Here is a 26031-nt window from a genome sequence, read left to right on the forward strand (position 1 = left end):
CTCCCCCACGGCGTCCTCGCGCGGACGGCCCGGTCCCGCGCCTTCCCGTCCGACCGACGCGTCCCCGCGCCGCCCGAGAGAGGCACACCGATGGCCACCGTCCTGCTCTGCTCCACCCCCGTGCACGCCCACGTCACCCCGCTGCTCGCGGTCACGCGTGCGCTCGTCGCGCACGGCCACGAGGTCCGGTTCCTCACCGGCGCGCGCTTCGCCGCGGCCGTGGAGGCGGCCGGCGCCGAGCACGTGCCGCTGCCCGCCGCCGCCGACTTCGACGACCGCGACCTCGCGGCCGCCTTCCCGGGCCGCGCGGGGCGCACCGGTCTCGACGCGATCCGGCACGACATGCTCGAGATCTTCGTCCGACCGGGTGCCGCGCAGCACCGCGCCGTCGTCGACGCCCTCGCCGCACGCTCGGCCGACGTCGTGCTCGTCGAGCCCCTGTTCCTCGGCGCGATGGCGCTCGTCGCCACCCCGGCCGACCGGCGTCCCCCCGTGCTCGCGCTGGGCATCTTCCCGCTCGGGCTGAAGAGCGACCTCACCGCGCCCTTCGGCCTCGGCGTGCTGCCCGCGCGCGGGCCGCTCGGGGTGCTGCGCAACCGGGCGCTGCACCGGTTCGTCGAGGGCGTCGCGTTCGCCGCGCCGCAGCGCGCCGCGCAGGACATGGTGCGCGCGACCGGCGCCACCCCGAGCGACACGTTCTTCCTGGGCTGGCCCGCCGACGCGGACGCCGTCGTGCAGCTCACCGTCCCCGAGCTCGAGTACCCGCGGCCCGACGTCGTCACGCCCGTCCGGTTCGTCGGCCCGCCGCGGCCCGTCGCCGCGCACGGCGACCTCCCCGCCTGGTGGGACGACCTCGGCACGCGTCGTCCCGTCGTCCACGTCACCCAGGGCACCGTCGCGAACGAGGACCCGCACCAGCTCCTCGTCCCGACCCTGCGCGCGCTCGCGGACGAGGACGTGCTCGTCGTCGCCGCCACCGGCGGGCGGCCCGTCGAGACGCTCGGCGCGCTGCCCCCGAACGCGCGCGCGGCCGAGTACCTCCCGTACGACGCGCTGCTCCCGCGCACGTCGGTCCTCGTGACGAACGGCGGCTACGGGGGCGTGCACCACGCGCTGCGGCACGGCGTGCCCGTCGTCGTCGCCGGGAAGACGGAGGACAAGGCGGAGGTGGCGGCCCGCGTCGCGTGGACCGGGACGGGCGTGCGGCTGCGGACCAGCACGCCGCGACCCGCCCAGGTGCGACGCGCGGTGCGCCGCCTGCTCGACGACCCGTCGTACACCCGGGCCGCCGCGCGCCTCGGCGAGCGCATCGCCGCCGCGCCGGGGGAGGACGGCGTCGTCGCGGTCGTGGAGGAGGTCGTCGCCCGGCGCGCCGCGCCCCGTGCCGCACGCTGACGGAGGAGGAGGATCGGGGGATGCCCAGCGACCTGCTCATGCGCATCCACGGCCCCGAGTTCCGCGCCATGTCCGAGCGCGTGCTGGAGGCGACCGCGCTCACCTCGCGGCTCAACGTGCTCCCGTTCGACGACGAGGACGGCAAGGCCCGGCTCCTCGAGCAGATCCTCGGGCGGCCGCTGCCCCCGCGCACGACGATCTACCCGCCGTTCTTCACCGACCACGGTCTGCACCTCGACCTCGGTGAGCGGGTCTTCGTCAACCAGAACTGCACGTTCCTCGACTACGCCGGCATCCGGCTCGCCGACCGCGTGCTGGTCGCACCGCGGGTCACGTTCATCACCGTCGGGCACCCCGTCGACACCGACGACCGCAAGGTCTGGCTCACCGGCGGCCCGATCGACGTCCACGAGAACGTGTGGATCGGCGCGGGCGCGACCATCCTGCCCGGCGTGACCATCGGTCGCGACGCCGTCGTCGCCGCGGGTGCCGTCGTCACCGACGACGTGCCGCCACGCAGCCTCGTGACCGGGCCCCGGGCGGACGTCCGCCGCACCTGGTGAGGGTCCGCCGGCTCAGCACTGGTTCTCTCGGTCGTGCTGGAGCCTGCGCTTGCTCCGCTGCGCTCTGGCTCAGCACTCGTGTCCTCGGTCGTGCTGGAGCCTGCGCTTGCTCCGCTGCGCTCCGGCTCAGCACTCGACGACGTTGACCGCGAGGCCACCCGTCGAGGTCTCCTTGTACTTGGTCGACATGTCGACGCCCGTCTGGCGCATGGTCTCGATGACGGTGTCCAGCGAGACGACGTGCGAGCCGTCGCCCTGGAGCGCGAGGCGCGCGGCGGAGACGGCGGTGCACGCGGCGATGGCGTTGCGCTCGATGCACGGGACCTGGACGAGTCCCCCGACCGGGTCGCACGTCAGGCCGAGGTTGTGCTCCATCGCGATCTCGGCCGCGTTCTCGACCTGGGCGGGCGTGCCGCCGAGCACCGCACAGATGGCACCGGCAGCCATGGAGCAGGCCGACCCGACCTCGCCCTGGCACCCGGCCTCCGCGCCGGAGATGGACGCGTTGCGCTTGTACAGCGCGCCGATGGCGGCGGCGGTGAGCAGGTACGTGCGCATCGCCCGACGGCGGCGCGCCGGGTCGGCGGCGACGTCCGGGTGCGTGCGCAGGAAGTGCCGCCCGACGGCCGGGATGATCCCGGCCGCGCCGTTCGTCGGGGCGGTCACGACGCGCCGCCCGTCGGCGTTCTCCTCGTTGACGGCCATCGCGAAGGCCTGGAGCCACTCGATCGTCGTGTCGGCGCCGCGCTCGTCGGCCAGCTCGAGGCGCTCGCGCTGCGCACGCGCCCGACGCCGGACCTTGAGCCGGCCGGGCAGGACACCGTCGCGCTCCAGCCCGGCGTCGACGCACGCGCTCATCGTGTCCCAGATGCGGTCGACGCCCGCCTCGACGTCGGCCACCGGGCGCAGCGCGGTCTCGTTGGCCCAGGCGACCGCGGCGATGGACGTCCGCTCGCGCTCGCACACCGCGAGGAGCTCGGCCGCGTTGGCGAACGGGAACGGCACACCGGCCGGCTCGGTCCGCGGGTCGATCGCCTCGCCCGCGAGCTCGGCCCCGACCTGGGCGGCCTCGTTCGCGGCGGCTGCCTCGAGCTCGGCCGCGGTGAGGACGAACCCGCCGCCGACGGAGTAGTACGCCTCCTCGGCGACCGTCGCGCCGTCGGCGCCGAGCGCGGTGAAGCGCATCCCGTTGGGGTGACCGGGCATGCGCGTCAGCGGCGCGAGGCGCACGTCGTCGCTCGTCATGGTGATGCGGTGGCGGCCCAGGAGCGTGACGGGCGCGCCGTCGCCGAGCTTCTCCCACGACCCGGGCACGCGCGCCGGGTCGCACGTCTCGGGGTCGAGGCCGAGCAGGCCCGCGACGACGGCGTCCGGCGTCCCGTGGCCGACGCCCGTCGCGCCGAGCGAGCCGCACAGCACGACCCGCAGGCCGGCGACACTGCCGAGCGTGTAGTCCGCGGCCAGGGTCGTGACGAACGCCTTCGCCGCGCGCATCGGCCCGACGGTGTGCGAGCTCGACGGGCCGACGCCGACGGAGAACAGGTCGAGGACCGAGACGTAGGCGCTCATGCCCACCATGGTCGCACCTCGTCCACGATGCGGGCGGATTTTGCTATAGCGAATCGGTCACGAGCGCGTGGGCGCGGGACGGCTCATGGCGACCGGGCAGGTCGCGAGGTGGTCGTCCACCAGGCCGCACGCCTGCATGGCCGCGTACGCCGTCGTGGGCCCGACGAACCGGAAGCCGTGCTTCTTGAGCGCCTTCGACAGGGCGACCGACTCCGGGCTCGTGCTCGGGACGTCGCCCCACGTGGCGGGTCGGCCGGAGCGCGCGGGCGGCGCGAACGACCACACCAGCTCGTCGAGCGAGCCGCCGTCGGCCTGCAGCGCGAGGAGCGCCCGCGCGTTGTCGATCGTCGCCGTGATCTTCTGGCGGTTGCGGATGATGCGGGCGTCCGCCAGGAGCCGCTCGACGTCGGTCTCGTCGAACGCCGCGACGGCCGCGGGGTCGAACCCGGCGAACACCTCGCGGAACGCCGGTCGCTTGCGCAGCACCGTGATCCAGGACAGGCCGGACTGGAAGCCCTCGAGGACCAGGCGCTCGAGCAGCGCGGTGTCCCCGTGCACCGGCACCCCCCACTCGGTGTCGTGGTACTCCTCGTAGAGCGGGTCGCCGTCGCCGAAGCAGCGGGCGCCGGGGCGCGGCGCGGGCGGCGCGTCGTCGGGCACGGCGAGCGGGGTGGACGCGTCGGTCTCGGTCGTCATGCGCCCCACTCTGCCGCCTCCCGCCGACACCCACGAGGTCCCTGTGGACGGCGTGCGTCCGGGCGCGTGCGCCGAGGCGCCTGTGGTCAGGCGTCGGCCGGGGGCAGCGCGACCTCGGCGATCGCGCGCAGCGCGTCGAGGTGCGCGCGCAGGGCGGCGGCGCCGGCGGGCGTGAGGCGCACCCAGGTGCGCGTGCGTCGTCCGGCACGCTCCTTGCTGATCTCGACGTACCCGGCGTCCTCGAGCACCGTGAGCTGCTTCGACAGGGTCGAGTCGGACAGCTCGATGGTGTCGCGCAGGGTCCGGAAGTCCGCCTTCTCGACGCCCGAGAGCGCGGCGACGACGGAGAGGCGCACGGGGGAGTGGATCACCTCGTCGAGCGTGTGGCGCGGGTGGTGGTCGACTGCGGAGCCGTCGCCCGTGGTGGGACGGTGCGTCGTCACGCCGTCACCGCCGCGTCCCGCGGGGCGGGCCGCCACGCCGCGACGAGCAGCGGGACGGCGCTCACGAGCGCCGCGGGCACCCAGTACGCGACGGAGCCGGGCCACACCACCAGCCCGGCGACGAGCACGGCCCCGTAGACCACGGCCCAGGACACGGCGCCGACGGCGATCCGGCGTCGCGTGCCGACGGCCAGGGCGCCCTGCCGCCCCGCCCACGTGGCGCCGACGGTGACGATCGCGACCCAGGCCGCCATGCCGACGACGAAGCCGACGCGGCCGCCGAGCCCGATCGCGAGCACCAGCCCGACGCTCGCGACGGCCCACCCCGTCAGGTAGAGCCGGACCCACCGCCACCCGCGCGCCCGGGTGGCGCCGGCGAGGCGGTCGGCACGGTCGAGAGCGGCTGCCGCGTCGAGGGGCGCCAAGGAGGTCGTGTCGTCGGTGCTCATGGATGCCATCGAAGCATCTACTTTCCATCAGGGCAAGTGGTTTCCATGGGGACCTCTCCCTATCGTGCGCGTCACCGGTCCCGTGCACACTGGTCCCGGCCGTGCCCCGCCCCGGGCCGCACGACGCCGTCGTCCCGACCTCCGTCCCCGAGGAGCACCCATGTCCGACGCCCTGGCCGCGCTCGCCGCCGCCGTCGCGGCAGCGCCCGCGAGCGCGCCGCTGCGCGTGCACTACGCGAGCCTCCTGCTCGCCGCGGGGCGTCCCGTCGAGGCGCTCGAGCAGGCCAGCGCCGGGCTCCGGATCGACCCCGCCGACGGCGAGGCGCTGCGGCTCGTGCAGGAGGCGGCCGCGTCCGCCGCGGCGGCGTCGCGGCGGGGAGACGCCGCGCCCGGGCACGCGCCGGGCGACCCCGCGCCGTCCGGCGACCCCGCGCTGTCCGGCAAGCCCGCGCCGTCCGGCGACCCCGCGCTGTCCGGCGATTCCGCGCCGTCCGACCACCCCGGGCAGGGCGCTCCCGCCGGGCAGGGGAGCCCGGCGTCGGGCATCGACTGGGACCGGCTGGAGGACGAGCTCGACGTGCGCGTCCCACCGCCCTTCGTCGAGGAACCGGCCGTCGCCCCCGCTCCCGCCGACCCGGGCCCGACGCCCGTGCAGGAGGGCGCGGACCCTGCACCCGGCGGCGGGCAGCCGTTCCTCGTGCCCGCGCGCGACGACGCCCCCGACGACGGGTCGGGCCTGCTCGAGGTCTCGCGCGAGACGGTGACGCTCGCCGACGTCGGCGGCCTGGAGCCGGTGAAGAAGCGCATCCGCGAGGCGTTCCTGGAGCCGATGCGTCACCAGGCCATCGCGCAGGCGTTCGGCAAGTCGCTGCGCGGCGGCCTGCTGCTCTACGGGCCGCCCGGCACCGGCAAGACGTACATGGCGCGCGCGGTCGCGGGCGAGCTCGGCGCGCGGTTCCTCACGGTGACGCTCGCGGACATCCTCGACAAGTACATCGGGGAGAGCGAGCAGAACCTCCACGCCCTGTTCCAGCGGGCGCGGCAGCTCGCGCCGGCCGTCCTGTTCCTCGACGAGGTCGACGCGATCGGCGGCAGGCGCGCGCAGTACTCCGGCTCGTCGGGCATGCGGACAGTCGTCAACCAGCTCCTCCAGGAGATGGACGGCATCGGCTCCGACAACGACGGTCTGTTCGTGCTCGGCGCGACCAACCACCCGTGGGACGTCGACACCGCGCTCCTGCGCCCGGGCCGGTTCGACCGCGTCGTGCTCGTCCTGCCGCCCGACGAGCCCGCGCGCGAGGCCATCCTGCGCCACCACCTCGCGGGGCGGCCCGTCGCCGGGATCGACCTGGGCGCCGTCGTGCGGCGCACCGAGGGGTTCTCCGGTGCGGACCTGGAGCACCTGGCGGCCACGGCGGCCGAGAAGGCGATGATGGACTCGATCGCGTCCGGTCAGGTGCGACCCGTCACGATGGCCGACATGGAGTCGGCGCTCGCGGACGTGCGGCCGTCCACGACGGCGTGGCTCCAGTCCGCGCGCAACGTCGTGACGTTCGCGAACGCCGACGGCCGCTACGACGAGCTCGCCGCGTACCTGCGCGCGCGACGCATGCTCTGAGACGGCGAGGCAGCCCACGGTGACCACGACCGTCGACCCGCGCGCCGTCGGCGCGCGCGTCGAGATGCTCGTCCAGATGGGGCGGCCCGAGCGCGCGCTCGACGAGGTCGACGAGGCGCTCGCGGCCGTCCCCGACGACCCGCGGCTCCTCCTCGCCGCCGCGTGGGTGCGGCTGCACCTCCAGCGCTCCGCCGACGCGCTGCCCCTCCTGGAGCAGGTGGTCGCCGCCCAGCCCGCGGCCGACGGCGCGCTCTACCTGCTGTCGGTCGCGCGCCAGAACACCGGTGACGTCCCCGGCGCGCGCGACGCCGCACGCCGCGCGCTCGAGCTCGACCCCGACGACGCGCGCTACCACCTCCAGCTCGCCGACGCCCTCCTCTCGGGGCGCGTGCGCGGCGCCGACCGACGCCTCGCGCGCGAGCGCATCGCCTCGGCGCTCGAGCTCGCCCCCGAGGCCCCGGACCGGCTCGCGCAGGCGGCCCGGCTCTGGTCGCGCCTCGGGGACGACGACCGGGCGCGCGCCCTGGTGCGGCAGGGGCTCGCCGTCGCGCCGGAGCACGAGGACCTCCTCTACCTCGACGCGGCCCTCGCGCTCGACGCGAGCCGCAGCGCCCAGGGGTACAGCGGCGTCCTCGCCATGAACCCCGAGCACGCCGAGGCCGGGTACCTGCTGCACCTCAGCGTGTGGCAGCAGGTGCTGCGGCTCGTCGAGATGCCGGTCCTGCTCGTCGGGGCGGTCGCGCTCGTCGTCGCCTTCGCGATGAGCGACGCCCACGTGGGCAGCGTGCCGGTCTGGGGGGTCGTCGTGCTGCTGTGGACGGGCGTGACCGCGCTGCGCGTCCTGCCCGTGCTCCTCCAGGTCCCGCGCGGGCTGCTGCGCCGCACCCTGCGCCGCACGCCGTTCCGCGGCGGCACCGTCGTGGCGATCGCCGTCGGGTGGGCGGGCGTCCTCGCGGGCCTCGCCCTGCTCTACCTCGTGCGCGACGCCGTCGCCGTCCGCTGGTTCCTCGTCGGGCTCGGGGTCGTGCTCGCCCTGACGACCGTGACCTCGGCCGTGCTGCACGCGGCGATGTTCACGCAGGCGCGCGAGCTCGGGTACCTGCCGGCCGGGACGGCGGGAGCCGTGCGGATCGCGGCCCTGCGCGCGAGCCTGCGGGGCGCCGTCGTGCGCCGTGCCGTCGTCCTCGGGATCGTCGCGGTCGTCGTCGGGAGCATCGGCCCGGGCGCGGTCGCGCGCGAGGACGCCCGGCCCGTGGCGGCCCTCGCCGCGGTGGCGTACGTGCTGCCGCTCGTCGTCGGGATGTGGGCCGCGTGGCGCGTCGCGGCCCGGCAGCGCGCGGTGTCCGACGAGCGCCCGCCCGTGAGCACGGCCGCCGCGGTCCGCGCGGGGCTGGGCGGCGCCGTCCTCGTCCTCGCCACGGTCCTGCTGCTGCTCGCCGAGGCGGCCGCGCTCGCCGCGCTGCCCGTCGCCCCCGACGAGCACGACGCCGACGGCCGCTACGTCCAGGAGGAGCGCGCGCCGCGCGACCCGGGCTCGGCCGTGCAGGAGTGCACCGGGCGCCCCGCCGCGCGCCTCGCGTGCCTCCAGGAGAACAACCGGGTCCGCCAGGAGGAGCTCCAGGAGCGGATGGGCGAGCTGGACGTCCCGACGATCGACGTCCCCACGTTCGACGTGCCGGACCTCCCGGACATTCAGGTCCCCGACGCGCCGGGCTCCACGGAGCAGCACACCCCCTGATCCCCGGCACCCCGGCGGGTGACATGCCCGCGGCCGTGCGGGTGACCCGGGGCGGTGCGACCGTGGCCGCGTGGCAGGACTCGTGGAGACGCTCTCTCGACCTGTCGGCGCGGCGCTCGCGGCCGTGACCGGCACGGTCGCGCGCGTGCGCGACGGCCGCCCGATGCACGCGCGCGGCGTGCTGCTCCGCGGCACGCTCGTCGTCGCGGAGGACGAGGCGGGCGCGGCGAGCGTCCCGCAGGGCCGCACGCCCGTCACGGTGCGCGTGTCCCTCGGGGCAGGCCTCCCGCGCGGGCTCCCGGACGTCGTCGGGATCGCCGTGCGCTGGACCGACGACGGCGCGCCCCAGGACGTCCTGTTCGCCTCCTCGGGGAGGGGGCGGCTCACGCGCTTCCTCCTCGTGCCGCGCCGCGCGCTGCTGGGCGGCTGGCTGTCGACGCTCCTGCCGCTGCGGTCGCCGCACGGTCCCCGCGTGCTCGCCCTGCGGCCGGACCACGACGCGGCGCGGGGCGCCGGGACGCCGGTGCTCGAAGTGCTCGAGGCAACCCCGCTCGGCGCCTGGCACCGGTTCGGCGCGGTCGAGCTGCACGGCCCCGAAGCGGGGTCCGCGCACGACGGCGACGACCCCGAGGCCCGTTTCGACCCCACCGGTCACGCGCCGCGCCACCTCGGCACGTACGGCTGGGAGGACGCGCTGCGCGCTCGCGGCTACCGGGCCGCGCGCCGCGCCGGCGGGCCGGCAGCCCGGTAGCGAGAGAAGGGCGGCGACCCCGGAGTCCTGTCCACCGGGACCGCCGCCCGCGAGGGCGGCACCGTCGACGTGAGGCCGCCCCCGAGCCGGGGGCCGGGCGGCAAGGACGCCGCCCGGCCGTGCGCGCCGGTCCGTCAGACCGCCGCGAGCCGACGGCGCAGCCCGAGCCCGACGCCCGCGACGCCCGCGAGCACGGACCCGCCGACCAGCGCCGACATGCCGAGCGACACCCGTCCGACGGGGCTGTTCTCGACGCTGTCCTTGAGCTCCGTCGTGCCGTCGGAGAGGGTGCCCGTGCCGTCCGCGAGCGTGGCCGCGCCGTCGGCGATGCGGGTGCTGCCGTCGTGCAGGTCGGACGCGCCGTCGGCGAGGGTCGTCGTGCCGGCATGCAGCGTCGCGGAGCCCTCGGCCAGCGCCGCGTTGCCCGCCGCGAGGGTCGTCGCGCCCGTCGAGAGCGTCGTGAGCCCGTTCTGCAGGCGCAGCGTCCCGTCCTCCAGCCGCGTGGTCCCGCCGAACAGGTCGCCCGCGCCCGTGCGCAGCCGCACCGTGCCGGCGGAGAGGTCGCTCGCGCCGGTCGCGGCCCTCGCCGTCCCGGCCTTGAGGTCGGCGGCGCCGGACGCGAGCTCCGACGCGCCTGCGGCAAGCTCGGAGGTCTTGGTGGCGAGTTGGGCGTTGCCGCCGGCGACCCGGGAGGCGCCGTCGGCCAGGCGAGCCGTGCCCTCGGCGAGCGCTGCCGAGGCGTCGGCGGCGTCGGTGTTCCCGGCGGCGAGACGGGCGGCGCCGTCTGCCGACGCCGCGTTCCCGGCGGCCAAGGTCGTCGCGCCGCCCGACACCTTCGCAGCGCCGTCGGCGAGGGCGCGGGTCGCCCCGGCGAGCGAGGCGTTGCCGGCCGAGACCGTGCTCGCGCCAGCAGCGAGAGCGTCGGCCCCTCCGGAGAGCTGCGCCGTCCCGGCGGCGAGGCTCTGTGCCCCGCCGGAGACCGCGGCGGCGCCGGTGGCGAGCCCGGCCGCGCCCTCCGCGAGCCGCGTCGCGCCCGCGTCCGCCTCCTGGGCGCCGGTGGACACCCGTGCGGCTCCGGTGCTGAGGTCCCGAAGACCCGCCTCGAGCCGGGCCGCGCCCGCTGCGGCGCCGGAGTCGCCCGCGAGCCCGTCGCGCAGGGCGGACGCGCCGGCGACGAGCCCTCCTGCGCCGGCGTCGACCCGCGCCGCGCCGTCGCGCACCGAGCCCGCCGCACCCGCGAGCGCGTCGAGCTTCGCCTTGAGGGCCGGGTCGTCGGTCGCCGCGGCCAGCCCCTGGAGCTGTGCGGCGAGGGAGTCCGCGCCCGCGTGGACCTGGTCGGCACCCTCGGCCACCGAACGCGTCCCGTCGGCCAGGCGGACGGCGCCGTCGCGAGCCGTGGACAGACCTGCCGCGAGTCCGGTCGCGCCGTCCCGGAGCTGGGCGGACGCCGCCGCGACCTGCTGCGCGCCCGGCGCAAGGAGCGCCGTGCCGGCCTGCAACGAGCTCGCTCCGGCGGACAGCTGCTCGGCGCCCACCGCGACCGTCGCCGCGCCCGGTGCGAGCGAGCCCGCGCCCCGGGCGGTGGCGGCGACGCCGTCGCGCAGGGTCGACGCGCCCGCCGAGACGCTGCTCGCCCCGGTCGCGAGATCGCGCGCGCCGGACGCGGCGCCGGTGAGGCCCGTGGTGACCGTCGACGCGCCGTCCGCGACGGTGCTCGCCCCGACGGCGAGCCGTGCCGTGCCGTCGGCGAGGTCGGACGCGCCGCTGGCGAGCGCCGAGGTGCCCTCGGCGAGCAGCCCGGCACCCTGCGCGGCCGTCGCGTTCCCGGCGAAGAGCTCGGCCGCGCCGTCCTTCAGGGTGCCCGCACCCGACGCGATCTGGGACGCGCCGTCGGCGGCACGGGCGTTCCCCGCGGCGAGGCGTGCCGCCCCGGAGTCGAGGTCCTTGCTGCCCGCGGCGAGGCGGGCCGCGCCGCTCGCGGCGTCGCCCGCCCCGGCGGCGAGGCGTGCCGCCCCGGCGTTGAGCTCGTCCGCCCCGGCGGCGAGCTCGGTCGCGCCGTCCAGCGCGGTGGCGCCGCCCGTGGCGAGCTGGGTGGCGCCGTCGGACGCCTTCCGCGCACCGGCGGAGAGGTCGTTCGCACCCGCCTCGAGGTCGCCCGCACCGTCGGCGAGACGCTGCGCGCCGGCCTGGGCCTCGGTCGTGCCGTCGGCGAGGGTCGCGGCGCCGGCGTCGAGCTCGGCGGCGCCGTCGTCGAGGCGGGTCGCGCCGTCGGCGACCTTGCCGTTGTACACGAGGAGGAACGCGACCAGGCCGGCGACCGCGAGGGCGAGCACGGCGAGCGCGACGGAGGTGAGGACCGTGTGCGTGCGCGACGGTCGGAGAGCGTGCTGCGTCATCTGTCGTCCTTCCTCACGCCCGGCGTCGTCGCGGGGCGTTCGGCACGAGGGGAGAGGTGCGGGAGAGGCGGGTACCGGTCTGCTCGGCGCGGGAGTGCGCCGGTGCGCCCACCACCGTTGGCGGGACGTGGAGTAGCAGGTAGATCCCCAGCGACGCTAGCAACGCCCCGGACACCACGGACAGCGAGTACTAGGTACTTTCGCCGTCACGATTCGGTCACGGGCCCGAAGTATCAGGTACTCCGTGCGCGAGATCGTCGCTCGGAGCAACGGCCGCCCGCCCGGGGCGCCGGAGAGGAGCCCGAGCGCTGCCGTCCGGAGTCGGAGCCGCGCCGCTCATGAGGCGATCTCGGCGCTCATCGGCGAAGGTAGGGCGGTGCTCGACGACGCGCCCGACGCGCGGGCTCCGGTGCGGCTCGACGGTGACGCTCCGGACGGCTGCTGGGACCGGGGCGGAGCGGGTCTGGCAGAAGGGGAAGAGGAACAGCATGGAGCGCAGTACGCCGACCGGCGTGTCGTCCTGCCCGGGCACGGCGCGGAAGACCGACGCCGAGCCCGGGACCACCGTCGACGGCTCCGGAGCCCGTCCGCGAGCAGGTGCGGTGATCCGGTGAGGGCGTCGTCACGCGCGGCGCGGTGGGCCGCCGGCCTCACGACCGTGGTCGTCCCGCTGACGGTGGCGGGGTGCTCGTTCCAGAGCTCCGAGGAGAGGGCTGCGGAGCAGGTGGTCACGACCTTCTTCGACCGCCTCGTCGACGGCGACGCCACGGGCGCGGGCGAGCTGCTGAGCGATCCGTCGGTGGTCAGCCCGGTCGCGCTCGACGACGCGGTCTACGCCGAGGCGGTGCGGCCCGTCGAGGCCCGTGTCACCTCCGTGACCGGGTCAGGCCCGGAGTCCTCGGTGGACGTCGAGTACCGGCTCGACGGCGAGGAGGAGACGCGCACCCTGGTGGTCAGCACGGAGACCGTCGGAGGGGAGCCGAGGGTCGCGCTCTGGTCCGACCACGGGCTTCCGGTCGTCCATCCGGGCGTCCCGGTGGAGATCGTGGTCGAGGGGTCGGGCGCGTTCGACCTCGCGACGTCGGAACCCCTGCGGCTGCTTCCCGGGATCTACGACCTCGAGCTCGCCGGGCCGCAGGACCTCACGACGATCGATCCCGACGGCGGCGACAGCGAGCCGTTCACGGTGGAGTTCCCCGTGGACCCGGACGCGATCCAGCTTCCTCCGGGAGCGGAGCTGCGCTCGCAGATGCTGCACGTCGACCCGGTGCTCCGCGCCGAGGTGGCCACCGAGGCCGAGGCGCGCATCGACGAGCTACTCGCCTCGTGCACCGCCGCCGGGCTCACCGGCGACGCCTGCCCGCAGAGCGTCGCGGACGGGATCTTCCGCGGGTACGCAGGGGTGGACGTGGCGTCCGCCGTCTGGGCCCAGACGGAGCCGCTCTCCCTCGTGGCCGGCGAGGAGGTGCGCGCGTCCGCCCCGTACACGGTGAGTGCTCGATGGCCGCAGGGCCCGCTGGAGGTCACCGTGCGGGTCGAGGGCACCGTGCTGCGTGACCCCTCCGGCGCCGTCGTCGTCGAGCTCGACTGAGGCGTCTCTCCCGCCGGGGGTCGGTCGAACGGCGGACGGGGCTTCGCCCGAGCGGTGTACGTGCCGACGGAAGATCGGCCAGGAGAGGGCATCGCCCGGCACCCGGGTCTCCCTAGGTTCGGTGGCGTCATCGTCACCGACCCCGAGGGGGGAGCATGATCGAAGCACGCGGCCTGACCAAGAGGTACGGGCCCAAGACCGCGGTGGACGGCGTCTCGTTCACCGTGCGTCCCGGGACCGTGACCGGCTTCCTGGGCCCCAACGGCGCGGGCAAGTCCACGACCATGCGCATGATCATGGGCCTGGACCGCCCCACCGCCGGGACCGTCACCGTCAACGGACGCCCCTACGCCCAGCACCGCTCCCCGCTGACCGAGGTCGGCGCGCTGCTGGACGCCAAGGCCGTGCACACCGGCCGCTCGGCCTACAACCACCTGCGCGCGATGGCCGCCACCCACGCCATCCCGACCAAGCGCGTGGACGAGGTCATCGAGATGACCGGCCTGCAGCCGGTCGCCAAGAAGCGCGTGGGCGGCTTCTCCCTCGGCATGGGCCAGCGCCTGGGCATCGCGTCCGCGCTGCTGGGCGACCCCAAGACCCTCATCCTGGACGAGCCCGTCAACGGCCTGGACCCCGAGGGCGTGCTGTGGGTGCGCAACCTCGCGCGCTACCTCGCCTCCGAGGGCCGCACCGTCTTCCTGTCGAGCCACCTCATGAGCGAGGTCGCCCTCACCGCCGACCACATCGTCGTCATCGGCAAGGGCCGCATCCTGGCCGACGCCGCCGTCGAGGACATCGTCGACGGCGGCACCCGGCGCGGCGTCCGGGTCCGCACCCCGCACGCCACGCGGCTGGCCGAGCTGTTGGCGCAGGACGGCGCGACCGTCACCTCGGACGAGCCCGGCCTGCTCGAGGTGGAGGGTGCCGAGTCGGCGGGGATCGGTGAGCTCGCCGCGGCGTCGGGCATCGTGCTGCACGAGCTCACGCCTGTGACGTCCACCCTCGAGGAGGCGTACATGCGGCTCACCGCCGACGCGGTCGAGTACCGCACCGAGCCCGCGGCCGCCGCGGCCGACCCCGATGACACGGTTCGTCCCACCGCTCTCGAAGGAGCCCGACGATGACCACGGCCACGTTCTCCGCCCCGGCTCCCGCGACGACCCTCCGCACGACGGCCCGCCTCTCGTTCGGCCACGTGCTGCGGTCGGAGTGGGTCAAGTTCCGCACCGTGCGCTCCACCTGGTGGACGATGGGCTCGACCGTGGTCGTCATGATGCTGTTCGGCGTCGTCATGGCCGCGTCCCTGAACTTCGCGGCTGACCGGCCCGAGCAGGCGGGCGAGCTCGGCAGCGTCTCGACGGTGCAGGCGCTCGTGCTCGGGTACATCTTCGCGCAGCTCGCGCTCGCGGTGCTGGGTGCGCTGAGCATGACCACCGAGTACTCCACGGGCATGATCCGGTCGACCTTCAGCGCGGTCCCCGCGCGCCTCCCGGCGTTCGGGGCCAAGGTCGTCGTCGTGGCGGGGGCGTCGCTCGTCGTGGCCGTCGTCGGGCTCGCCGCCTCCTACCTGGTGACCGCGCCTCTGCTGGCGGGCAACGACCTCGTCCCCGACCTCGGCGACCGGGTGGTGCAGCGGGTGCTCCTCGCGTGCGTGGGCTACCTGACGTGCGTCGCGGTCCTGGCCGTCGCGGTCGGCGCGATCCTGCGGCACCCGGCGGGCACGATCTTCACGCTCGCGACGCTGCTCTTCGTGGTGCCGATGATCACGGAGTTCGTGCCTCACGACGGGGTCCAGGACGTCGTCCGGTTCCTTCCCATGAACCTCGGCACCGCCATGATGGCCGTCACCGCGGCGGACGCCGGCCGGGTCGAGGTCCTGACGCCCGGTGCCGCGGCCCTCGCCCTGGGGGTCTGGACCGTGGTGCCGCTCGCCGTGGCGGCCCTGCTCCTGCGGCGTCGCGACGTCTGACCGGCGTCGCGGCTGACCGGTGTCAGGCCTGACCGGCGTCGGGCGGTGTCAGGTCTGACCGGCGTCGGCGGGGTCAGTCGCGGTCGTTCGGCATGAGGGCCCACAGGACCAGGTACGCGATGACCTGGGGGCCGGGGAGCAGGATCGAGACCGCGGCGACGATGCGGACGACGGTCGGGTCCCAGCCGAACCGGCGGGCGATCCCGGCGCACACGCCGGCGATCATCCGGCCGTGGCGCGGGCGGGACAGCGTCGGGCGGTACGCGGCGGTGGAGGCGTCTGAGGTGCTCATGCCTCGACGGTACGAGCGTCCCGGGCGCCCCGGTATCCGGAGATCCCCCGACCCGACCCTGATCCTCGGGGCGGCGACCCCGAGGGTCGGGGCTCAGCGGGCGAGGGCGGCCTGGAACGCCGCGAGCGCCCGCGGCGTCGCGAGGGCGAACGTCACGGCCGCGACGCCCGGCCCGGGGCGCGACCCGCCCCGGTCCTGGGCCGCCGTCGGGCCGGCGGGCTCGTCGAAGAGGTCGGGTGCGGACCAGCCGCGCACGGCGTCCACCGCCACGCGGGCGACCTCCTCGACGTCCCAGCCGTACGCGCCCGCGCTGATCGCGGGGAAGGCGACGGTCGTGGCCCCGAGGTCGTCCGCGACGTCCAGCGAGCGGGCGAAGCACGACGCGAGGAGCGCGGGGTCCGTCTCGCCGCGGTAGCGGTTCGGCCCGACGGTGTGCACGACCCAGCGGGCGGGGAGGTCGTAGGCGTCGGTGGCGACGGCGTCGCCCACGGGCAGGCCGTCGGGGAGGGTCGTGCGCCGTAGCCGACGGCACTCCTCCAGGAGCCGCGGCCCGGCCGCGGCGTGGATCGCGCCGTCCACCCCGCCGCCGCCCAGCAGGGACGAGTTCGCGGCGTTGACGATCGCGTCGACGTCGAGCGTCGTGATGTCGGCGAGGCGTGCGTCGAGGTCCATCGCTCCATCGTGCCCGGGGACGGGGTTGCTCGCCGTCGACCACGGGGTCCGTGGCGGCCTGGCCGCCTTTCTCGACGGCGACCTCGTGCTCGGCGATCCCGGTCAGTCGCGCGAGACCACGACGCTCGAGCTGTGCCCGCCGAACCCGAACGCGTCGACGAGCGCGTGCCGGGCCGACGTCGTGGCCGCCTCCCGCACGACGTCGAGGTCGATCGCGGGGTCGAGCGTGTCGACGTTGAGCGTGGGCGGCACGCGGCCGTCGCGCAGGGCGAGGAGCGCGACGAGGACGCCCAGCGCGCCCGACGCGCCGAGGAGGTGGCCCGTCGCGCCCTTCGTGCTCGTGACGGGCGGCGGCATCCCGAGGGCGGCGCGCAGCGCGTCCGCCTCGTTGACGTCCCCGACGGGGGTCGCCGTCGCGTGCGCGTGGACGAGCCCGACGTCCTCGGGGGAGAGGCCCGCCGAGCGCAGCGCCATCGTGATGGTGCGGGCCTGGTTCTCGGGGTCGCCGCCGACGATGTCGAACGCGTCCGACGTCAGGGCCGCGCCCGAGACGACGCCGTGCACGACCGCCCCGCGGGCCCGGGCGTGGTCCTCGCGCTCGAGCACGAGGAGCGTCGAGCCCTCGCCCATGACGAACCCGTCCCGGTCCACGTCGAACGGCCGGGACGCGCGCTCCGGCTCGTCGTTGCGGGTCGACATCGCGCGGGCCGCGGCGAAGGCCGCGAGCGAGAACGGCTGGACGCCCGCCTCGACGCCCCCGCACACGACGACGTCCGCCGAGCCGGCGAGGATCATCTCGCGGCCCATCGTGATCGCCTCCGAGCCCGCCGCGCACGCGCTGATCGGGGCGCGCGCGCCGGCCTTGGCGCCGAGGTCGATCGACAGCCACGCGGCCGGGCCGTTGGCCATGAGCATCGTCACGGTGTGCGGGGAGACGCGCCGGTGGCCCTGCTCGTGCAGGACGCGCGACTGGTCGAGCGTCGTCGCGATCCCGCCGTTCGCGGAGCCGACGACGACGGCGAGACGCGTCGGGTCGACGTCGGGCGACCCGGCGGACGCCCACGCCTCCCGGCCCGCGACGAGCGTGAGCTGCTCCGCCCGGTCGGTGCGGCGCCGCTCCCGGACGGACAGCGCCTCGGCGAAGGCGTCGTCGACGCGCGCGGCGATGCGCACGGGCAGCTCGGCCGCCCAGTCGTCGTCGATCGCCCGCACGCCCGGCTCCCCGCGCAGCAGCGCGTCCCACGTCTCGGGGGCGGAGCGCCCGACCGGGGTCACCGCCCCGTACCCGCTGACGACGACTCGTGTCATGGTGTGCCCCTTGCAGCCGAGTCGCCGAGAACGGCGACGGGTGTGGTCGATGGGTCTTATTCCAAGTCATCGCAGCGGCCTTTGTCGCCCTCGCAGCTGTGACGGTGCGCACGCCCACGCCCACGCTTACGCCCACGTCCGGACCCACGAGATGCCCGCGGTCGACGCCGTGAACCTCTACCCCTCGCCCACGCGGCGCCTCGCCGCGGGAGGCCGCGCTGCCGTGAGGCGGCGGGTCAGTCCGCGTCGAGCCCGAGCACCCGGCACGCGTTCCCCGCGTAGAGCGCCGGCAGGAGGTGCGCCGGGAGGTCGGCTCCCGAGATGGCCCACCGACCCTGCGGCGGCACGGGGTCACCGGGGGAGTAGGCGAAGTGCTCGTCGGCCGTCTCGAGGAACCGGAAGTGCGTCTCGAGCTGCTCACGCGACAACGGGAACGCGTCGGTGCCGAACAGGACCCGGTTCGGGAAGTCCTCGACGAGCCGACGGAAGCGTCGCGGCTGCCGCCCGAGCTCGCCCAGCCTGCCCGCGATGTCGACGACGAGATTCGGTGCGGCCCGCAGGAGCCGCGAGACGTGATCCAGGTCCTCGGCGACGCAGCCGACGTGCGCGCCTACGTAGGTGGTCCCCGGAGTCGCGGCGAGCAGACGTCCGAACGCGTCGAGCAGGTGCTCGAACGACGGAAAGCGGGAGCGGTCGGCGAACGACCACGACGGTTGCGCGGTGAGCTCGTCGACGCGTTCGTTGTACCGGTCCGGCGGGTCGAAGAACGCCTTCGGGTCGGCGACGTGGATCAGGACGGGCAGCCCGAGCTCGCCCGCGAGCGCGAGCGTCTCGACGACACGAGGGTCGTCGGGCGCGACGAGCGCGCCGTCGGGGCCGGTGACGGTCAGGCCGAGGTTCTTCCACACCTTGAGGCCGCGCGCCCCGCGCGCCGCGGCGTCGCGGAGCTGCCGCTGCACCTCGCGCTCGCCCCCCACGTGGGCGAGCGCCGTCCAGTCGACCTGGCAGAACGTGAGGAAACGGCCCGGGTGCGCGCGGTCGTACCGGTCGAGGTTGGCCTCGAGCTCGTCGTCCCACAGGCCGTCGAGGTTCACGACCGCGCGCACGTTCGTGCGGTCCAGCAGGTCGAGCAACGCGGGGACGTCGGGCGCGCACCAGTCGGCGGTGAGCCAGCGGCCCAGGTGGTTGTGGACGTCGACGGCGGGCACCGCGGCCCGGGGGACGTCGGTCCGGGGGAGCCGCACGCGGGCGCGGGGCTCCCAGTCGACGAGCCGCAGGTCGGGTGCGGGCGGCGCCGGGGGCGGGCCGGCGTGGTGGAGGGGATCGATCACGTCACGAGCATCGGTCGTCCACGCCCAGATTTCGCGGATGTTACGCGAATCGATCATCGAGAGTGAGTGAACATACCATTCTGCGTGACTATCGCGCAGATGCTGAGCAGGATCTCTCGCATCGGGTCCGCACCTCGCGGCACCTGACCACCGCTGGACCGGGGTCACGGCCCCGCCGACGACAGGACAAGCACGTGAGCCCGAGCACCGTCACCGAGCGAGAGATCCACAGCCAGCCCGAGGTGTGGGCCAAGGCCCTCGCGGGCGGGCCCACCACCGGCTCCGTGCTCGGCGCACCCGGCGAGCGCGTCCTCGTGCTCGGGTGCGGGACGAGCGCGTTCGTCGCCGAGGCGATCGCCGTCCTCCGGGAGGACGCCGGCCTCGGCGAGACCGATGCCGCGTACGCGTCGGAGTGGCACCCCACGCGTCCCTACGACCGTGTCGTCGTCATCAGCCGCTCCGGGACCACGAGCGAGTGCCTCGAAGCGCTCGCGGCCGTCCCCTCCGGGACACGCACCGCCGCGGTCGTCGGTGTCGCCGGAACGCCCGTCGCCCTCGCGGCGGACGACGTGCTCGTGCTCGACCTCGCCGACGAGGAGTCGGTGGTCCAGACGCGGTTCCCGACCACCGTGCTCGCCGTCGCCCGCCAGGCGTTCGGGGAGAACCTCTCCGGCCTCGTCGCGCAGGCCGAGCAGGCGCTCGCGGCACCGCTTCCCGTCGATCCGGGCGCGTTCGAGCACTTCGTGTTCCTCGGCCGTTCGTGGGCCTACGGCCTCGCGCAGGAGGCGGCGCTGAAGATCCGTGAGGCCGCGCAGGCGTGGTCCGAGTCCTACCCGGCGCTCGACTACCGGCACGGACCGGTCGCCGTCGCGACCGACGCGACGCTCGTGACCCTGCTCGGCGACGACGACCCGGCGCTCGCCGAGGACGTCCGGCGCACCGGCGCGACCGTCGTGCACCTCGACGGGGACCCGCTCGTCCAGCTCGTGCAGTGCCAGCGCCTCGCGGTCGCCCTCGCCACCGACCGCGGCCTCGACGCGGACGCGCCGCGACACCTCACCCGCTCCGTCGTCCTCGGCTGAGGGCGACCCGCGACAGCCCGTCACCGACGGGGACGCAGTACCCGGACACTCGACGAAGAGACCGCCCAAGAGACAAGGCCGACAATGTTCCGTCATCCCACCCGCCGCCGTCCCGACCGTCCTCTCACCGTGGCCCGGGGAGCCGCCGGAGCGGTCGTCGTCTCCGGCGCGCTGCTGCTCGCGGCGTGCTCGTCCGGGACGCAGGGCGCCACGACCCTCGACCCCGAGGCCGACGTCACGCTCACGTGGTGGACCGGCCAGGCAGACCAGGCCCAGACCATCCTCACGGGCCTCGCCGAGGAGTTCGAGGAGCTCCACCCCAACGTGACGATCGAGGTGTCCTCGGGCGCGCCGTCGACGGAGGACCTGCTGCAGAAGCTGTCGTCCTCGTTCGCGGGAGGCACCTACCCGGACATCTCCTACGCGTTCGGCTCCTGGGCGAGCGAGCTCGCCGAGTCGGAGCGCACGCTCGACATCACCGACGAGGTGAGTGACCCCGACGTCGGCTGGGACGAGTTCTCCGGGGCCGCCCGCGCCACCGCCCAGCCGGACGGCGAGACGACGATCGGCTTCCCGGCCGTCGTGGACAACCTCTCCCTCCTGTACAACAAGACGGTGTTCGACGCCGCCGGCGTGGACTACCCGACCGAGGACTGGACCTGGGACGACTTCCGCGCCGCGGCGAAGGAGCTCACGGACCCCGCGACGAGCACGTACGGCTACGCCTACGGTGTCTCCGGCTCCGAGGAGACGACGTGGCAGTTCTGGCCGCACCTGTGGCAGCGGGGCGGGGAGGTCCTCGACGACTCCGGCACGACCGCGACGTTCGACTCCGACGCCGGCGTGGACGCGTTGACGTTCCTGCGCGACATGGCCGTCGAGGACGGGTCGGTCTACCTCGACCAGACCGACACCAAGTTCACGCAGATCTTCGCGAGCGACCAGATCGGCATGGTCACGTCAGGGCCGTGGACGCTGTACGACCTCCAGGTCGCGGGCACGCAGTACGGCGTCGTCCCGCTGCCGGCCTACGACGACGAGCACACGACGATCTCCGGGGCCGACCTCTGGGTCCTGTTCGACCACCAGGACGCGAACCGCGAGCACTGGTCGTACGAGTTCACGAAGTGGCTGACGGACCCCGAGCAGGACGTGCGCTGGAACGTCGTCTACGGCAACCTCCCGCTGCGCGAGAGCGAGATCGGCTCGCCGGAGTTCCAGGCACAGGTCGCGGCGATGCCCGGCCTGGACGTCATGGCGCAGAACAGCGAGAACGCGACGATCCCCCGCCCGACCGTGCCGGGATACGTGAACCTCTCCGAGGCGGTCGGCACAGCGGTCTCGGAGGTCCTCCAGGGCAAGGGAGAACCGCGCGAGGCGCTGGAGCGGGCCGCCGACCGGTCGGACGAAGCGCTGGCGGACCAGTGACGACGGCGATCGCGCCCGCCCCCGTCCGGCGGGCGCCACGGCGCCGCCGGACGGCGGAGGCGCTCGCCGGGTGGGGCTTCGTCACCCCCGCGACGCTCCTCGTCGTCGGCCTGTCGATCTTCCCCGCGGTCTGGGCGTTCCTGCTGTCGTTGCAGGACTGGAACGGCTTCTCCACGCCGGAGCCGGTGGGCGTGGACAACTACCGCCGCATGCTGACCGACGCCGAGCTGGGCGCCGCCGTCGGGCACACGCTCCTGTACACCGCGCTGTTCGTCCCGGCGTCGCTCTTCCTCGGGCTCGGCCTCGCGGTCGCGCTCAACCGCCGACTCGTCCTGGTCGGGGTCTACCGCACCCTCGTGTTCCTGCCGTTCGTGGTCTCCGCAGCGGCCACCGGCATCCTCACGACCTACCTGTTCAACCCGCAGTTCGGGTTCGTGAACAACGTGCTGCGCGTCCTCGGCCTCCCCCAGCAGGGCTGGCTCGAGAACCCGTCGCAGGCGATGGTCGTCATCACGATCATGTCGTTGTGGGGGCAGGCCGCGTTCACGACCGTCATCTACCTTGCCGCGCTCCAGGACATCCCGGTCGAGCTCGCGGAGGCCGCCCGCGTGGACGGCGCGAACCGGTGGCAGTCGTTCTGGCACGTGACGTTCCCCCAGCTCGCCCCGGTCACGGTGTTCGTCGCCATCTGGCAGACGATCCAGGCGATCCAGCTCTTCGACCTCGTCTACACGACGACGCGCGGCGGCCCGCTCGGGTCGACCGAGACGATCGTGTACTACCTGTGGAAGGCGGCGTTCAAGGAGCTCGAGTTCGGGTACGCCTCCGCCGTGGCGTACGGGCTGTTCGCCGTGACCCTGCTCATCACCATCGCCGTGACGCTCTACTCCCGCCGCACGAAGGTTGGTGGACTCTGATGCCGACGACCGCTCCCGGCCCCGCTGCTCACGCCGCGGCGCCCGGCGGGCCGCAGGTGGCGCCGCCCGGCGCCCCGGACGGTCCGCTCCCGGCCACCACCACCGCCACCCCCGCGCCGCGGCGCCGGCGTCGACGCGCCTGGCTGTGGCACCTGCTGCTCGTGCCCGTCGCCGCGCTGTTCGCGACGCCGTTCGTGCAGATGTTCCTCACGTCGCTCACGCCCGAGGCGGAGATCAACCGTTTCCCTCCGCGGTTCTGGCCCTCGCAGCTCACGCTCGACGGCTACGTCAAGCTCTTCACCGAGACGGACGTGCTGCGCTGGACGACGAACACCGTCCTCGTCTCGGTGGTCGCCGTCGCGTCGCACATCGTGCTGTGCTCGCTCGCCGGGTACGGGTTCGCGCGCCTGAAGTTCCCGGGCCGCACGTTCGGGTTCCTCGCGATCATGGCGACGATCATGATCCCGACCCAGCTCCTCATGGTGCCCACGTACGTCCTCTTCGCGCGCATCGGCATCATCGACACCCTCGCCGCCGCGATGGTCCCGTGGCTCGCGTCGGCGTTCGGGATCTTCCTCATGCGCCAGTTCTTCCTGTCGCTCCCGCCCGAGCTCGAGGAGGCGGCCGTCCTCGACGGGTGCTCGCGGCTCTCCACGTTCTGGCGGATCATCCTCCCGCTCGCGCGGCCCGCGCTCGCGACGCTCGCGATCTTCACGCTGCTCGGCTCGTGGAACGACCTCGTCTGGCCGCTCATCGCGATCAACGACCCGTCGTCCTTCACGCTCCAGCTCGGGATCACGAACTTCCAGGGCGCGCGCCGGACCGACTGGTCGCTGCTCATGGCGAGCAACGTCGTCGCGACCCTCCCGCTGGTGCTGTTCTTCCTGTTCGCCCAGCGCCAGTTCATCGCCACCATGACCTTCACGGGAGTCAAGGGATGACCACGCCCCACGCCCTGCCGGCAGCAGCCGACCGGACCGCTGCACGACCCGTCGTCGTGGTCGGGGACGCGAACGTCGACCTCGTGCTGCGCGGCGACGTGATCCCGCGATTCGGCCAGGCCGAGCAGCTCGCCGACTCCGGCGACCTCGTCCTCGGTGGCTCGGCCAGCATCGCGGCCGCCGGCGTCGCGCGCCTCGGAGTGCCGACGCGGCTCGTCGCGCGCGTCGGTGCGGACGCCTTCGGGACCTTCACCCTCGACGCGCTGCGCGCTGCCGGGGTGGACGTGTCCGCGGTCGAGGTCTCCCACGACGAGCCGACAGGGCTCTCGGTCGTCCTCTCCACGCCGGGCGACCGGGCGATCCTCACGGTCGCGGGCACGATCCCGACCCTCACCGGCTCCCACGCGCTCGCCGTGCTCGACGGCTGGGACGGGCCGCCCGGCGTCGTGCACGTCGCGTCGTACTTCCTCCAGCCGCGTCTCGCCGCGGACCTGCCCGCAGTCCTGGCGTCTGCTCGTGCGCGCGGGTGGACCACGAGCCTCGACACGAACTGGGACCCTGCCGAGCGCTGGACCGGGCTCGCGGACCTGCTGCCCCACGTGGACGTGCTGCTGCCGAACCGCAACGAGCTGCGCGCAGTCGCGGGCGCGCTCGGCGCAGGTCCGCGCGACGCGCCGAGCACCGGCGACCCCGACGTCGCGCTCGCCCGGGCGGTCGCCGCGCGCGGCCCCCGCGTCGTGGTCAAGGACGGCGCGCGCGGCGGGTGGTCCGTGGGACCGGCGGGAGCCGCCGTGCACGCCCCGGGGCTCGCCGTGGACGTGGTCGACACGACCGGCGCCGGAGACAGCTTCGACGCCGGCTACCTCGCGGCCCTCGCGCACGGGATCGAGGACGAGGCCGAGCGGGTGCGCTGGGCGGCCTGCGCCGGCTCGTTGTCGACGCTCGGCCCGGGGGGCACCGGGGCGCAGGCCACGCTGGCCGCGCTGCGGGCCGCGCTCGCATGATCTCCGCGCTCGCCCTCAGCCCGTCGCTCGACGTCACGTACGTCGTCGACGCCCTCGAGGGGATCCAGCGCCCGCGCGAGGTCCGTCGCGTCGGCGGGGGGAAGGCGCTCAACGCGGTCCGCGCCGCAGCGTCGCTCGGTGCCCGCACGACCGCCGTCGCGGTCCTCGCCGGAGGGTCGGGCGAGGACGTCGCGGCGGGGGCGAGAGCCGACGGCGTGGACCTGCGCGTCGTGCCGGGAGAGCACCCGACGCGCACGTGCGTCTCGGTGCTGGCCGCGGCGACCGGTGCGCTCACCGAGATCTACGAGCGTGCCGTCCCGGTGGGGGCGGGCACGCTCGACCGTGCCGTCGGGCTCGCGCTCGACCTCGCCGCGCGCCAGGGCGGGTGGTGGCTGCTGTCCGGCGGGCTCCCCGGCACCATCGCGCCGAGCGTGGTCGGCACCGTCGTCGGTCGGCTGCGGGCGGCGGGTGCCCGCGTCGCCGTGGACAGCCACGGTCCGGCGCTCGCGGGAGCCGTGGGGGAGGGGCCGGACCTGGTCAAGGTGAACCGGGTCGAGGCGGCAGAGCTGCTGGGCGTCCCCGCGGACACCCCGGGTGCGGGGCTCGTCACCGGGCTCCGCGACCGGTCGCGCGGACTCGTGGTCGTCACGGACGGCGCGGAGGGGGCGTGGGCGAGCGACGGCACGAGCGTGCTGCGCGTCCGGCTCGAGGGCCACGTCGGCCGCTTCCCGGTGGGGAGCGGCGACTCCTTCCTGGGCGGGATGCTCGTCGCGCTCGACGGCGGGGCGTCCCTCGCCGAGGCGGTGGCGCTCGGTGCCGCCGCGGGCACGGCCAACGCCCAGGTCCCCGGTGCGGCAGTCCTCGACGCGGCCCTGGCTCGCCGTCTCGTCGGCGAGGCCGCGGTCGAGACCGTGGCGCTCCCGGTGCCCTAGAACCCTGCGGGGTCAGCGCGGTGCGGCCGGTCCCTCGGCCGGCCGCACCGCGGCGACCGGACCGTCGTCGGCCACGACCTGGACGTCGACGCCGGTAGCCGCGATCGCGTCGAGGGCCGCCGGGTCGGCGGACGAGTCCGTCACGAGCACGTCGATCTCCTCGAGATCCGCCATCTTGGCGAGCGTCACGCGCCCCACCTTCGACCCGTCCGCGACCACGACGACGCGCTCGGCGTGCGCGACCATCGCGTGGTTGGTGCGCGCCTCGGTCTCGTCGTGCGTCGTCGCACCGCCGCGCACGCTGATGCCGTCGGTGCCCAGGAACGCCGTGCCGACGTTGATCGCGTTGAACGTGTGCTCGGCGAGCACGCCGACGGCCTCAAGCGAGCTCGACCGGACGAACCCACCCGTCATGATGACCTGCAGGTTGCTGCGCGCGGCGAGCTCGGTCGCCGTCGTCAGGGCGTTCGTGGCGATCGCGAGGTCGGGTCGCGTCGCGAGGGCGCGCGCGACGGCGGCCGCCGTCGTGCCGCCGCTGATCGCGACGGAGTAGCGCCCCGGCGGGAGCAGCCCGGCGGCGTGCTGGGCGATGCGCAGCTTCGCCTCGCGGAACCGGGAGTCGCGCAGCAGCACCGGGACCTCCGTCGTGGGGTCGAGGGCACGCACCCCGCCGTGCGTGCGCAGCACCAGGCCCTGCTCCTCCATGTCCGCGAGGTCGCGCCGCATCGTGGCCGAGGAGACGCCGAGCTCACGGACCAGCTCCGTGAGGCGCGCCGTGCCGTGCTCGTTGACGTACGTGAGCGCCCGCATCATGCGGTCGCTGCGCTTGTGGGAGATCGCGCGGGGCGCGGCGTCCGGTGCGACAGGCATGCGCTTCCTTCCGGCGGTTGCTGGGTGAAGTGTGGGTCTCTCTCTCCCGGACGAGGCAAATCGCTCAATCAGAGTG

24 protein-coding genes are annotated in these 26031 nt (G+C 75.2%); 14 read left to right on the top strand and 10 right to left on the bottom strand.

All coding sequences use genetic code 11. The features are described from left to right. Positions 1-90 precede the first annotated feature (90 nt). Both E1O70_RS01460 and E1O70_RS01465 read left to right on the top strand, forming a co-directional pair. A complete protein-coding gene (locus E1O70_RS01460) occupies positions 91-1395 on the top strand; it encodes a glycosyltransferase (protein ID WP_061269375.1) in 1305 nt (434 codons plus the stop codon). 20 nt (positions 1396-1415) lie between these two features. Then, positions 1416-1958, top strand: coding sequence for a DapH/DapD/GlmU-related protein (locus tag E1O70_RS01465; protein ID WP_021483787.1), 543 nt, complete (start codon positions 1416-1418; stop codon positions 1956-1958). 126 nt (positions 1959-2084) lie between these two features. Here E1O70_RS01465 and E1O70_RS01470 read toward each other — a convergent pair whose 3' ends face one another. The 4 genes from E1O70_RS01470 to E1O70_RS20275 all read right to left on the bottom strand — a co-directional run bounded on the left by E1O70_RS01470 (position 2085) and on the right by E1O70_RS20275 (position 5115). Then, a complete protein-coding gene (locus E1O70_RS01470) occupies positions 2085-3527 on the bottom strand; it encodes an L-serine ammonia-lyase (RefSeq protein ID WP_061269379.1) in 1443 nt (480 codons plus the stop codon). Positions 3528-3584: 57 nt separating this feature from the next. Continuing rightward, positions 3585-4223 carry a DNA-3-methyladenine glycosylase I gene (locus E1O70_RS01475; RefSeq protein ID WP_061269374.1) on the bottom strand — a complete coding sequence of 213 codons (639 nt, stop codon included), beginning with the start codon at positions 4221-4223 and terminating at the stop codon, positions 3585-3587. 86 nt (positions 4224-4309) lie between these two features. Beyond that, positions 4310-4666 (bottom strand): winged helix-turn-helix domain-containing protein, encoded by a 357-nt coding sequence (locus E1O70_RS20270; RefSeq protein WP_061269378.1) that lies wholly within the window; start codon positions 4664-4666, stop codon positions 4310-4312. Continuing rightward, complete coding sequence (locus E1O70_RS20275) at positions 4663-5115, bottom strand: hypothetical protein (protein WP_061269373.1); 453 nt, start codon at positions 5113-5115, stop codon at positions 4663-4665. The genes E1O70_RS20270 and E1O70_RS20275 overlap by 4 nt, the downstream gene beginning before the upstream one ends. Positions 5116-5275: 160 nt before the next feature. On the opposite strand from E1O70_RS20275, the gene E1O70_RS01485 reads away from it, so the two are divergent. The 3 genes from E1O70_RS01485 (at position 5276) to E1O70_RS01495 (ending at position 9222) form a co-directional block, all read left to right on the top strand. Beyond that, the gene (locus E1O70_RS01485; protein WP_061269372.1) at positions 5276-6733 is read left to right on the top strand and encodes an ATP-binding protein; all 1458 of its coding nucleotides are present in this window, start codon (positions 5276-5278) and stop codon (positions 6731-6733) included. Positions 6734-6752: 19 nt separating this feature from the next. After that, entirely contained in the window at positions 6753-8471 is a 1719-nt protein-coding gene (locus tag E1O70_RS01490; RefSeq protein WP_061269371.1) for a tetratricopeptide repeat protein, read from the top strand. A 70-nt stretch (positions 8472-8541) separates the two neighbouring features. Further along, on the top strand, positions 8542-9222 hold the full coding sequence (locus tag E1O70_RS01495) for a catalase family protein (RefSeq protein ID WP_128957704.1): 681 nt from the start codon (positions 8542-8544) through the stop codon (positions 9220-9222). Positions 9223-9356: 134 nt separating this feature from the next. On the opposite strand, the gene E1O70_RS01500 is transcribed toward E1O70_RS01495, so the two are convergent. Then, complete coding sequence (locus tag E1O70_RS01500; RefSeq protein ID WP_061269369.1) at positions 9357-11618, bottom strand: YhgE/Pip domain-containing protein; 2262 nt, start codon at positions 11616-11618, stop codon at positions 9357-9359. A 610-nt stretch (positions 11619-12228) separates the two neighbouring features. Here E1O70_RS01500 and E1O70_RS01505 point away from each other — a divergent pair. The 3 genes from E1O70_RS01505 to E1O70_RS01515 all read left to right on the top strand — a co-directional run bounded on the left by E1O70_RS01505 (position 12229) and on the right by E1O70_RS01515 (position 15178). After that, positions 12229-13209 (top strand): hypothetical protein, encoded by a 981-nt coding sequence (locus tag E1O70_RS01505; RefSeq protein WP_061269367.1) that lies wholly within the window; start codon positions 12229-12231, stop codon positions 13207-13209. 155 nt (positions 13210-13364) lie between these two features. Beyond that, on the top strand, positions 13365-14333 hold the full coding sequence (locus E1O70_RS01510; protein ID WP_128957705.1) for an ABC transporter ATP-binding protein: 969 nt from the start codon (positions 13365-13367) through the stop codon (positions 14331-14333). Continuing rightward, on the top strand, positions 14330-15178 hold the full coding sequence (locus E1O70_RS01515; protein WP_061269292.1) for an ABC transporter permease: 849 nt from the start codon (positions 14330-14332) through the stop codon (positions 15176-15178). The genes E1O70_RS01510 and E1O70_RS01515 overlap by 4 nt, the downstream gene beginning before the upstream one ends. Before the next feature lie 73 nt (positions 15179-15251). On the opposite strand, the gene E1O70_RS01520 is transcribed toward E1O70_RS01515, so the two are convergent. The 4 genes from E1O70_RS01520 to E1O70_RS01535 form a co-directional block, all read right to left on the bottom strand. Next, on the bottom strand, positions 15252-15470 hold the full coding sequence (locus E1O70_RS01520) for a PspC domain-containing protein (RefSeq protein WP_021482897.1): 219 nt from the start codon (positions 15468-15470) through the stop codon (positions 15252-15254). 93 nt (positions 15471-15563) lie between these two features. Continuing rightward, positions 15564-16142 (bottom strand): O-acetyl-ADP-ribose deacetylase, encoded by a 579-nt coding sequence (locus E1O70_RS01525; protein ID WP_061269291.1) that lies wholly within the window; start codon positions 16140-16142, stop codon positions 15564-15566. A gap of 102 nt (positions 16143-16244) precedes the next feature. Then, positions 16245-17450, bottom strand: coding sequence for a beta-ketoacyl-[acyl-carrier-protein] synthase family protein (locus E1O70_RS01530; protein WP_061269290.1), 1206 nt, complete (start codon positions 17448-17450; stop codon positions 16245-16247). Positions 17451-17686: 236 nt separating this feature from the next. Next, complete coding sequence (locus E1O70_RS01535) at positions 17687-18781, bottom strand: amidohydrolase family protein (RefSeq protein WP_240696559.1); 1095 nt, start codon at positions 18779-18781, stop codon at positions 17687-17689. Between the two features lie 194 nt (positions 18782-18975). On the opposite strand from E1O70_RS01535, the gene E1O70_RS01540 reads away from it, so the two are divergent. The 6 genes from E1O70_RS01540 to E1O70_RS01565 all read left to right on the top strand — a co-directional run bounded on the left by E1O70_RS01540 (position 18976) and on the right by E1O70_RS01565 (position 25085). Further along, a complete protein-coding gene (locus E1O70_RS01540) occupies positions 18976-19863 on the top strand; it encodes an SIS domain-containing protein (protein ID WP_061269289.1) in 888 nt (295 codons plus the stop codon). A gap of 129 nt (positions 19864-19992) precedes the next feature. Beyond that, entirely contained in the window at positions 19993-21291 is a 1299-nt protein-coding gene (locus E1O70_RS01545) for an ABC transporter substrate-binding protein (RefSeq protein WP_240696560.1), read from the top strand. Beyond that, positions 21288-22208, top strand: a complete 921-nt coding sequence (locus E1O70_RS01550) for a carbohydrate ABC transporter permease (RefSeq protein ID WP_061269287.1) — start codon at positions 21288-21290, stop codon at positions 22206-22208. Before E1O70_RS01545 ends, E1O70_RS01550 begins: the two co-directional genes overlap by 4 nt. Further along, positions 22208-23149 carry a carbohydrate ABC transporter permease gene (locus E1O70_RS01555; RefSeq protein WP_082774824.1) on the top strand — a complete coding sequence of 314 codons (942 nt, stop codon included), beginning with the start codon at positions 22208-22210 and terminating at the stop codon, positions 23147-23149. Before E1O70_RS01550 ends, E1O70_RS01555 begins: the two co-directional genes overlap by 1 nt. Continuing rightward, positions 23146-24153 carry a carbohydrate kinase family protein gene (locus E1O70_RS01560; protein WP_061269286.1) on the top strand — a complete coding sequence of 336 codons (1008 nt, stop codon included), beginning with the start codon at positions 23146-23148 and terminating at the stop codon, positions 24151-24153. The genes E1O70_RS01555 and E1O70_RS01560 overlap by 4 nt, the downstream gene beginning before the upstream one ends. Beyond that, on the top strand, positions 24150-25085 hold the full coding sequence (locus tag E1O70_RS01565) for a 1-phosphofructokinase family hexose kinase (RefSeq protein WP_034651590.1): 936 nt from the start codon (positions 24150-24152) through the stop codon (positions 25083-25085). The genes E1O70_RS01560 and E1O70_RS01565 overlap by 4 nt, the downstream gene beginning before the upstream one ends. A gap of 12 nt (positions 25086-25097) precedes the next feature. On the opposite strand, the gene E1O70_RS01570 is transcribed toward E1O70_RS01565, so the two are convergent. Continuing rightward, positions 25098-25955 (bottom strand): DeoR/GlpR family DNA-binding transcription regulator, encoded by an 858-nt coding sequence (locus E1O70_RS01570; protein WP_174526039.1) that lies wholly within the window; start codon positions 25953-25955, stop codon positions 25098-25100. Positions 25956-26031 lie beyond the last annotated feature (76 nt).

Origin of the sequence: Cellulosimicrobium funkei (genome assembly GCF_004519295.1) — a bacterium.
GTDB classification, from domain to species: domain Bacteria; phylum Actinomycetota; class Actinomycetes; order Actinomycetales; family Cellulomonadaceae; genus Cellulosimicrobium; species Cellulosimicrobium funkei.

Excerpts from the sequence above, each read along its gene's own strand:
- E1O70_RS01530 (WP_061269290.1), bottom strand. The coding sequence starts at position 17,450 with ATGACACGAGTCGTCGTCAGCGGGTACGGGGCGGTGACCCCGGTCGGG.
- E1O70_RS01465 (WP_021483787.1), top strand. The coding sequence starts at position 1,416 with ATGCCCAGCGACCTGCTCATGCGCATCCACGGCCCCGAGTTCCGCGCC.
- E1O70_RS01460 (WP_061269375.1), top strand. The coding sequence starts at position 91 with ATGGCCACCGTCCTGCTCTGCTCCACCCCCGTGCACGCCCACGTCACC.
- E1O70_RS01525 (WP_061269291.1), bottom strand. The coding sequence starts at position 16,142 with ATGGACCTCGACGCACGCCTCGCCGACATCACGACGCTCGACGTCGAC.
- E1O70_RS01565 (WP_034651590.1), top strand. The coding sequence starts at position 24,150 with ATGATCTCCGCGCTCGCCCTCAGCCCGTCGCTCGACGTCACGTACGTC.
- E1O70_RS01515 (WP_061269292.1), top strand. The coding sequence starts at position 14,330 with ATGACCACGGCCACGTTCTCCGCCCCGGCTCCCGCGACGACCCTCCGC.
- E1O70_RS01510 (WP_128957705.1), top strand. The coding sequence starts at position 13,365 with ATGATCGAAGCACGCGGCCTGACCAAGAGGTACGGGCCCAAGACCGCG.
- E1O70_RS20275 (WP_061269373.1), bottom strand. The coding sequence starts at position 5,115 with ATGAGCACCGACGACACGACCTCCTTGGCGCCCCTCGACGCGGCAGCC.
- E1O70_RS01475 (WP_061269374.1), bottom strand. The coding sequence starts at position 4,223 with ATGACGACCGAGACCGACGCGTCCACCCCGCTCGCCGTGCCCGACGAC.
- E1O70_RS01555 (WP_082774824.1), top strand. The coding sequence starts at position 22,208 with ATGCCGACGACCGCTCCCGGCCCCGCTGCTCACGCCGCGGCGCCCGGC.
- E1O70_RS01520 (WP_021482897.1), bottom strand. The coding sequence starts at position 15,470 with ATGAGCACCTCAGACGCCTCCACCGCCGCGTACCGCCCGACGCTGTCC.
- E1O70_RS01570 (WP_174526039.1), bottom strand. The coding sequence starts at position 25,955 with ATGCCTGTCGCACCGGACGCCGCGCCCCGCGCGATCTCCCACAAGCGC.
- E1O70_RS01485 (WP_061269372.1), top strand. The coding sequence starts at position 5,276 with ATGTCCGACGCCCTGGCCGCGCTCGCCGCCGCCGTCGCGGCAGCGCCC.
- E1O70_RS01560 (WP_061269286.1), top strand. The coding sequence starts at position 23,146 with ATGACCACGCCCCACGCCCTGCCGGCAGCAGCCGACCGGACCGCTGCA.
- E1O70_RS01500 (WP_061269369.1), bottom strand. The coding sequence starts at position 11,618 with ATGACGCAGCACGCTCTCCGACCGTCGCGCACGCACACGGTCCTCACC.
- E1O70_RS01470 (WP_061269379.1), bottom strand. The coding sequence starts at position 3,527 with ATGAGCGCCTACGTCTCGGTCCTCGACCTGTTCTCCGTCGGCGTCGGC.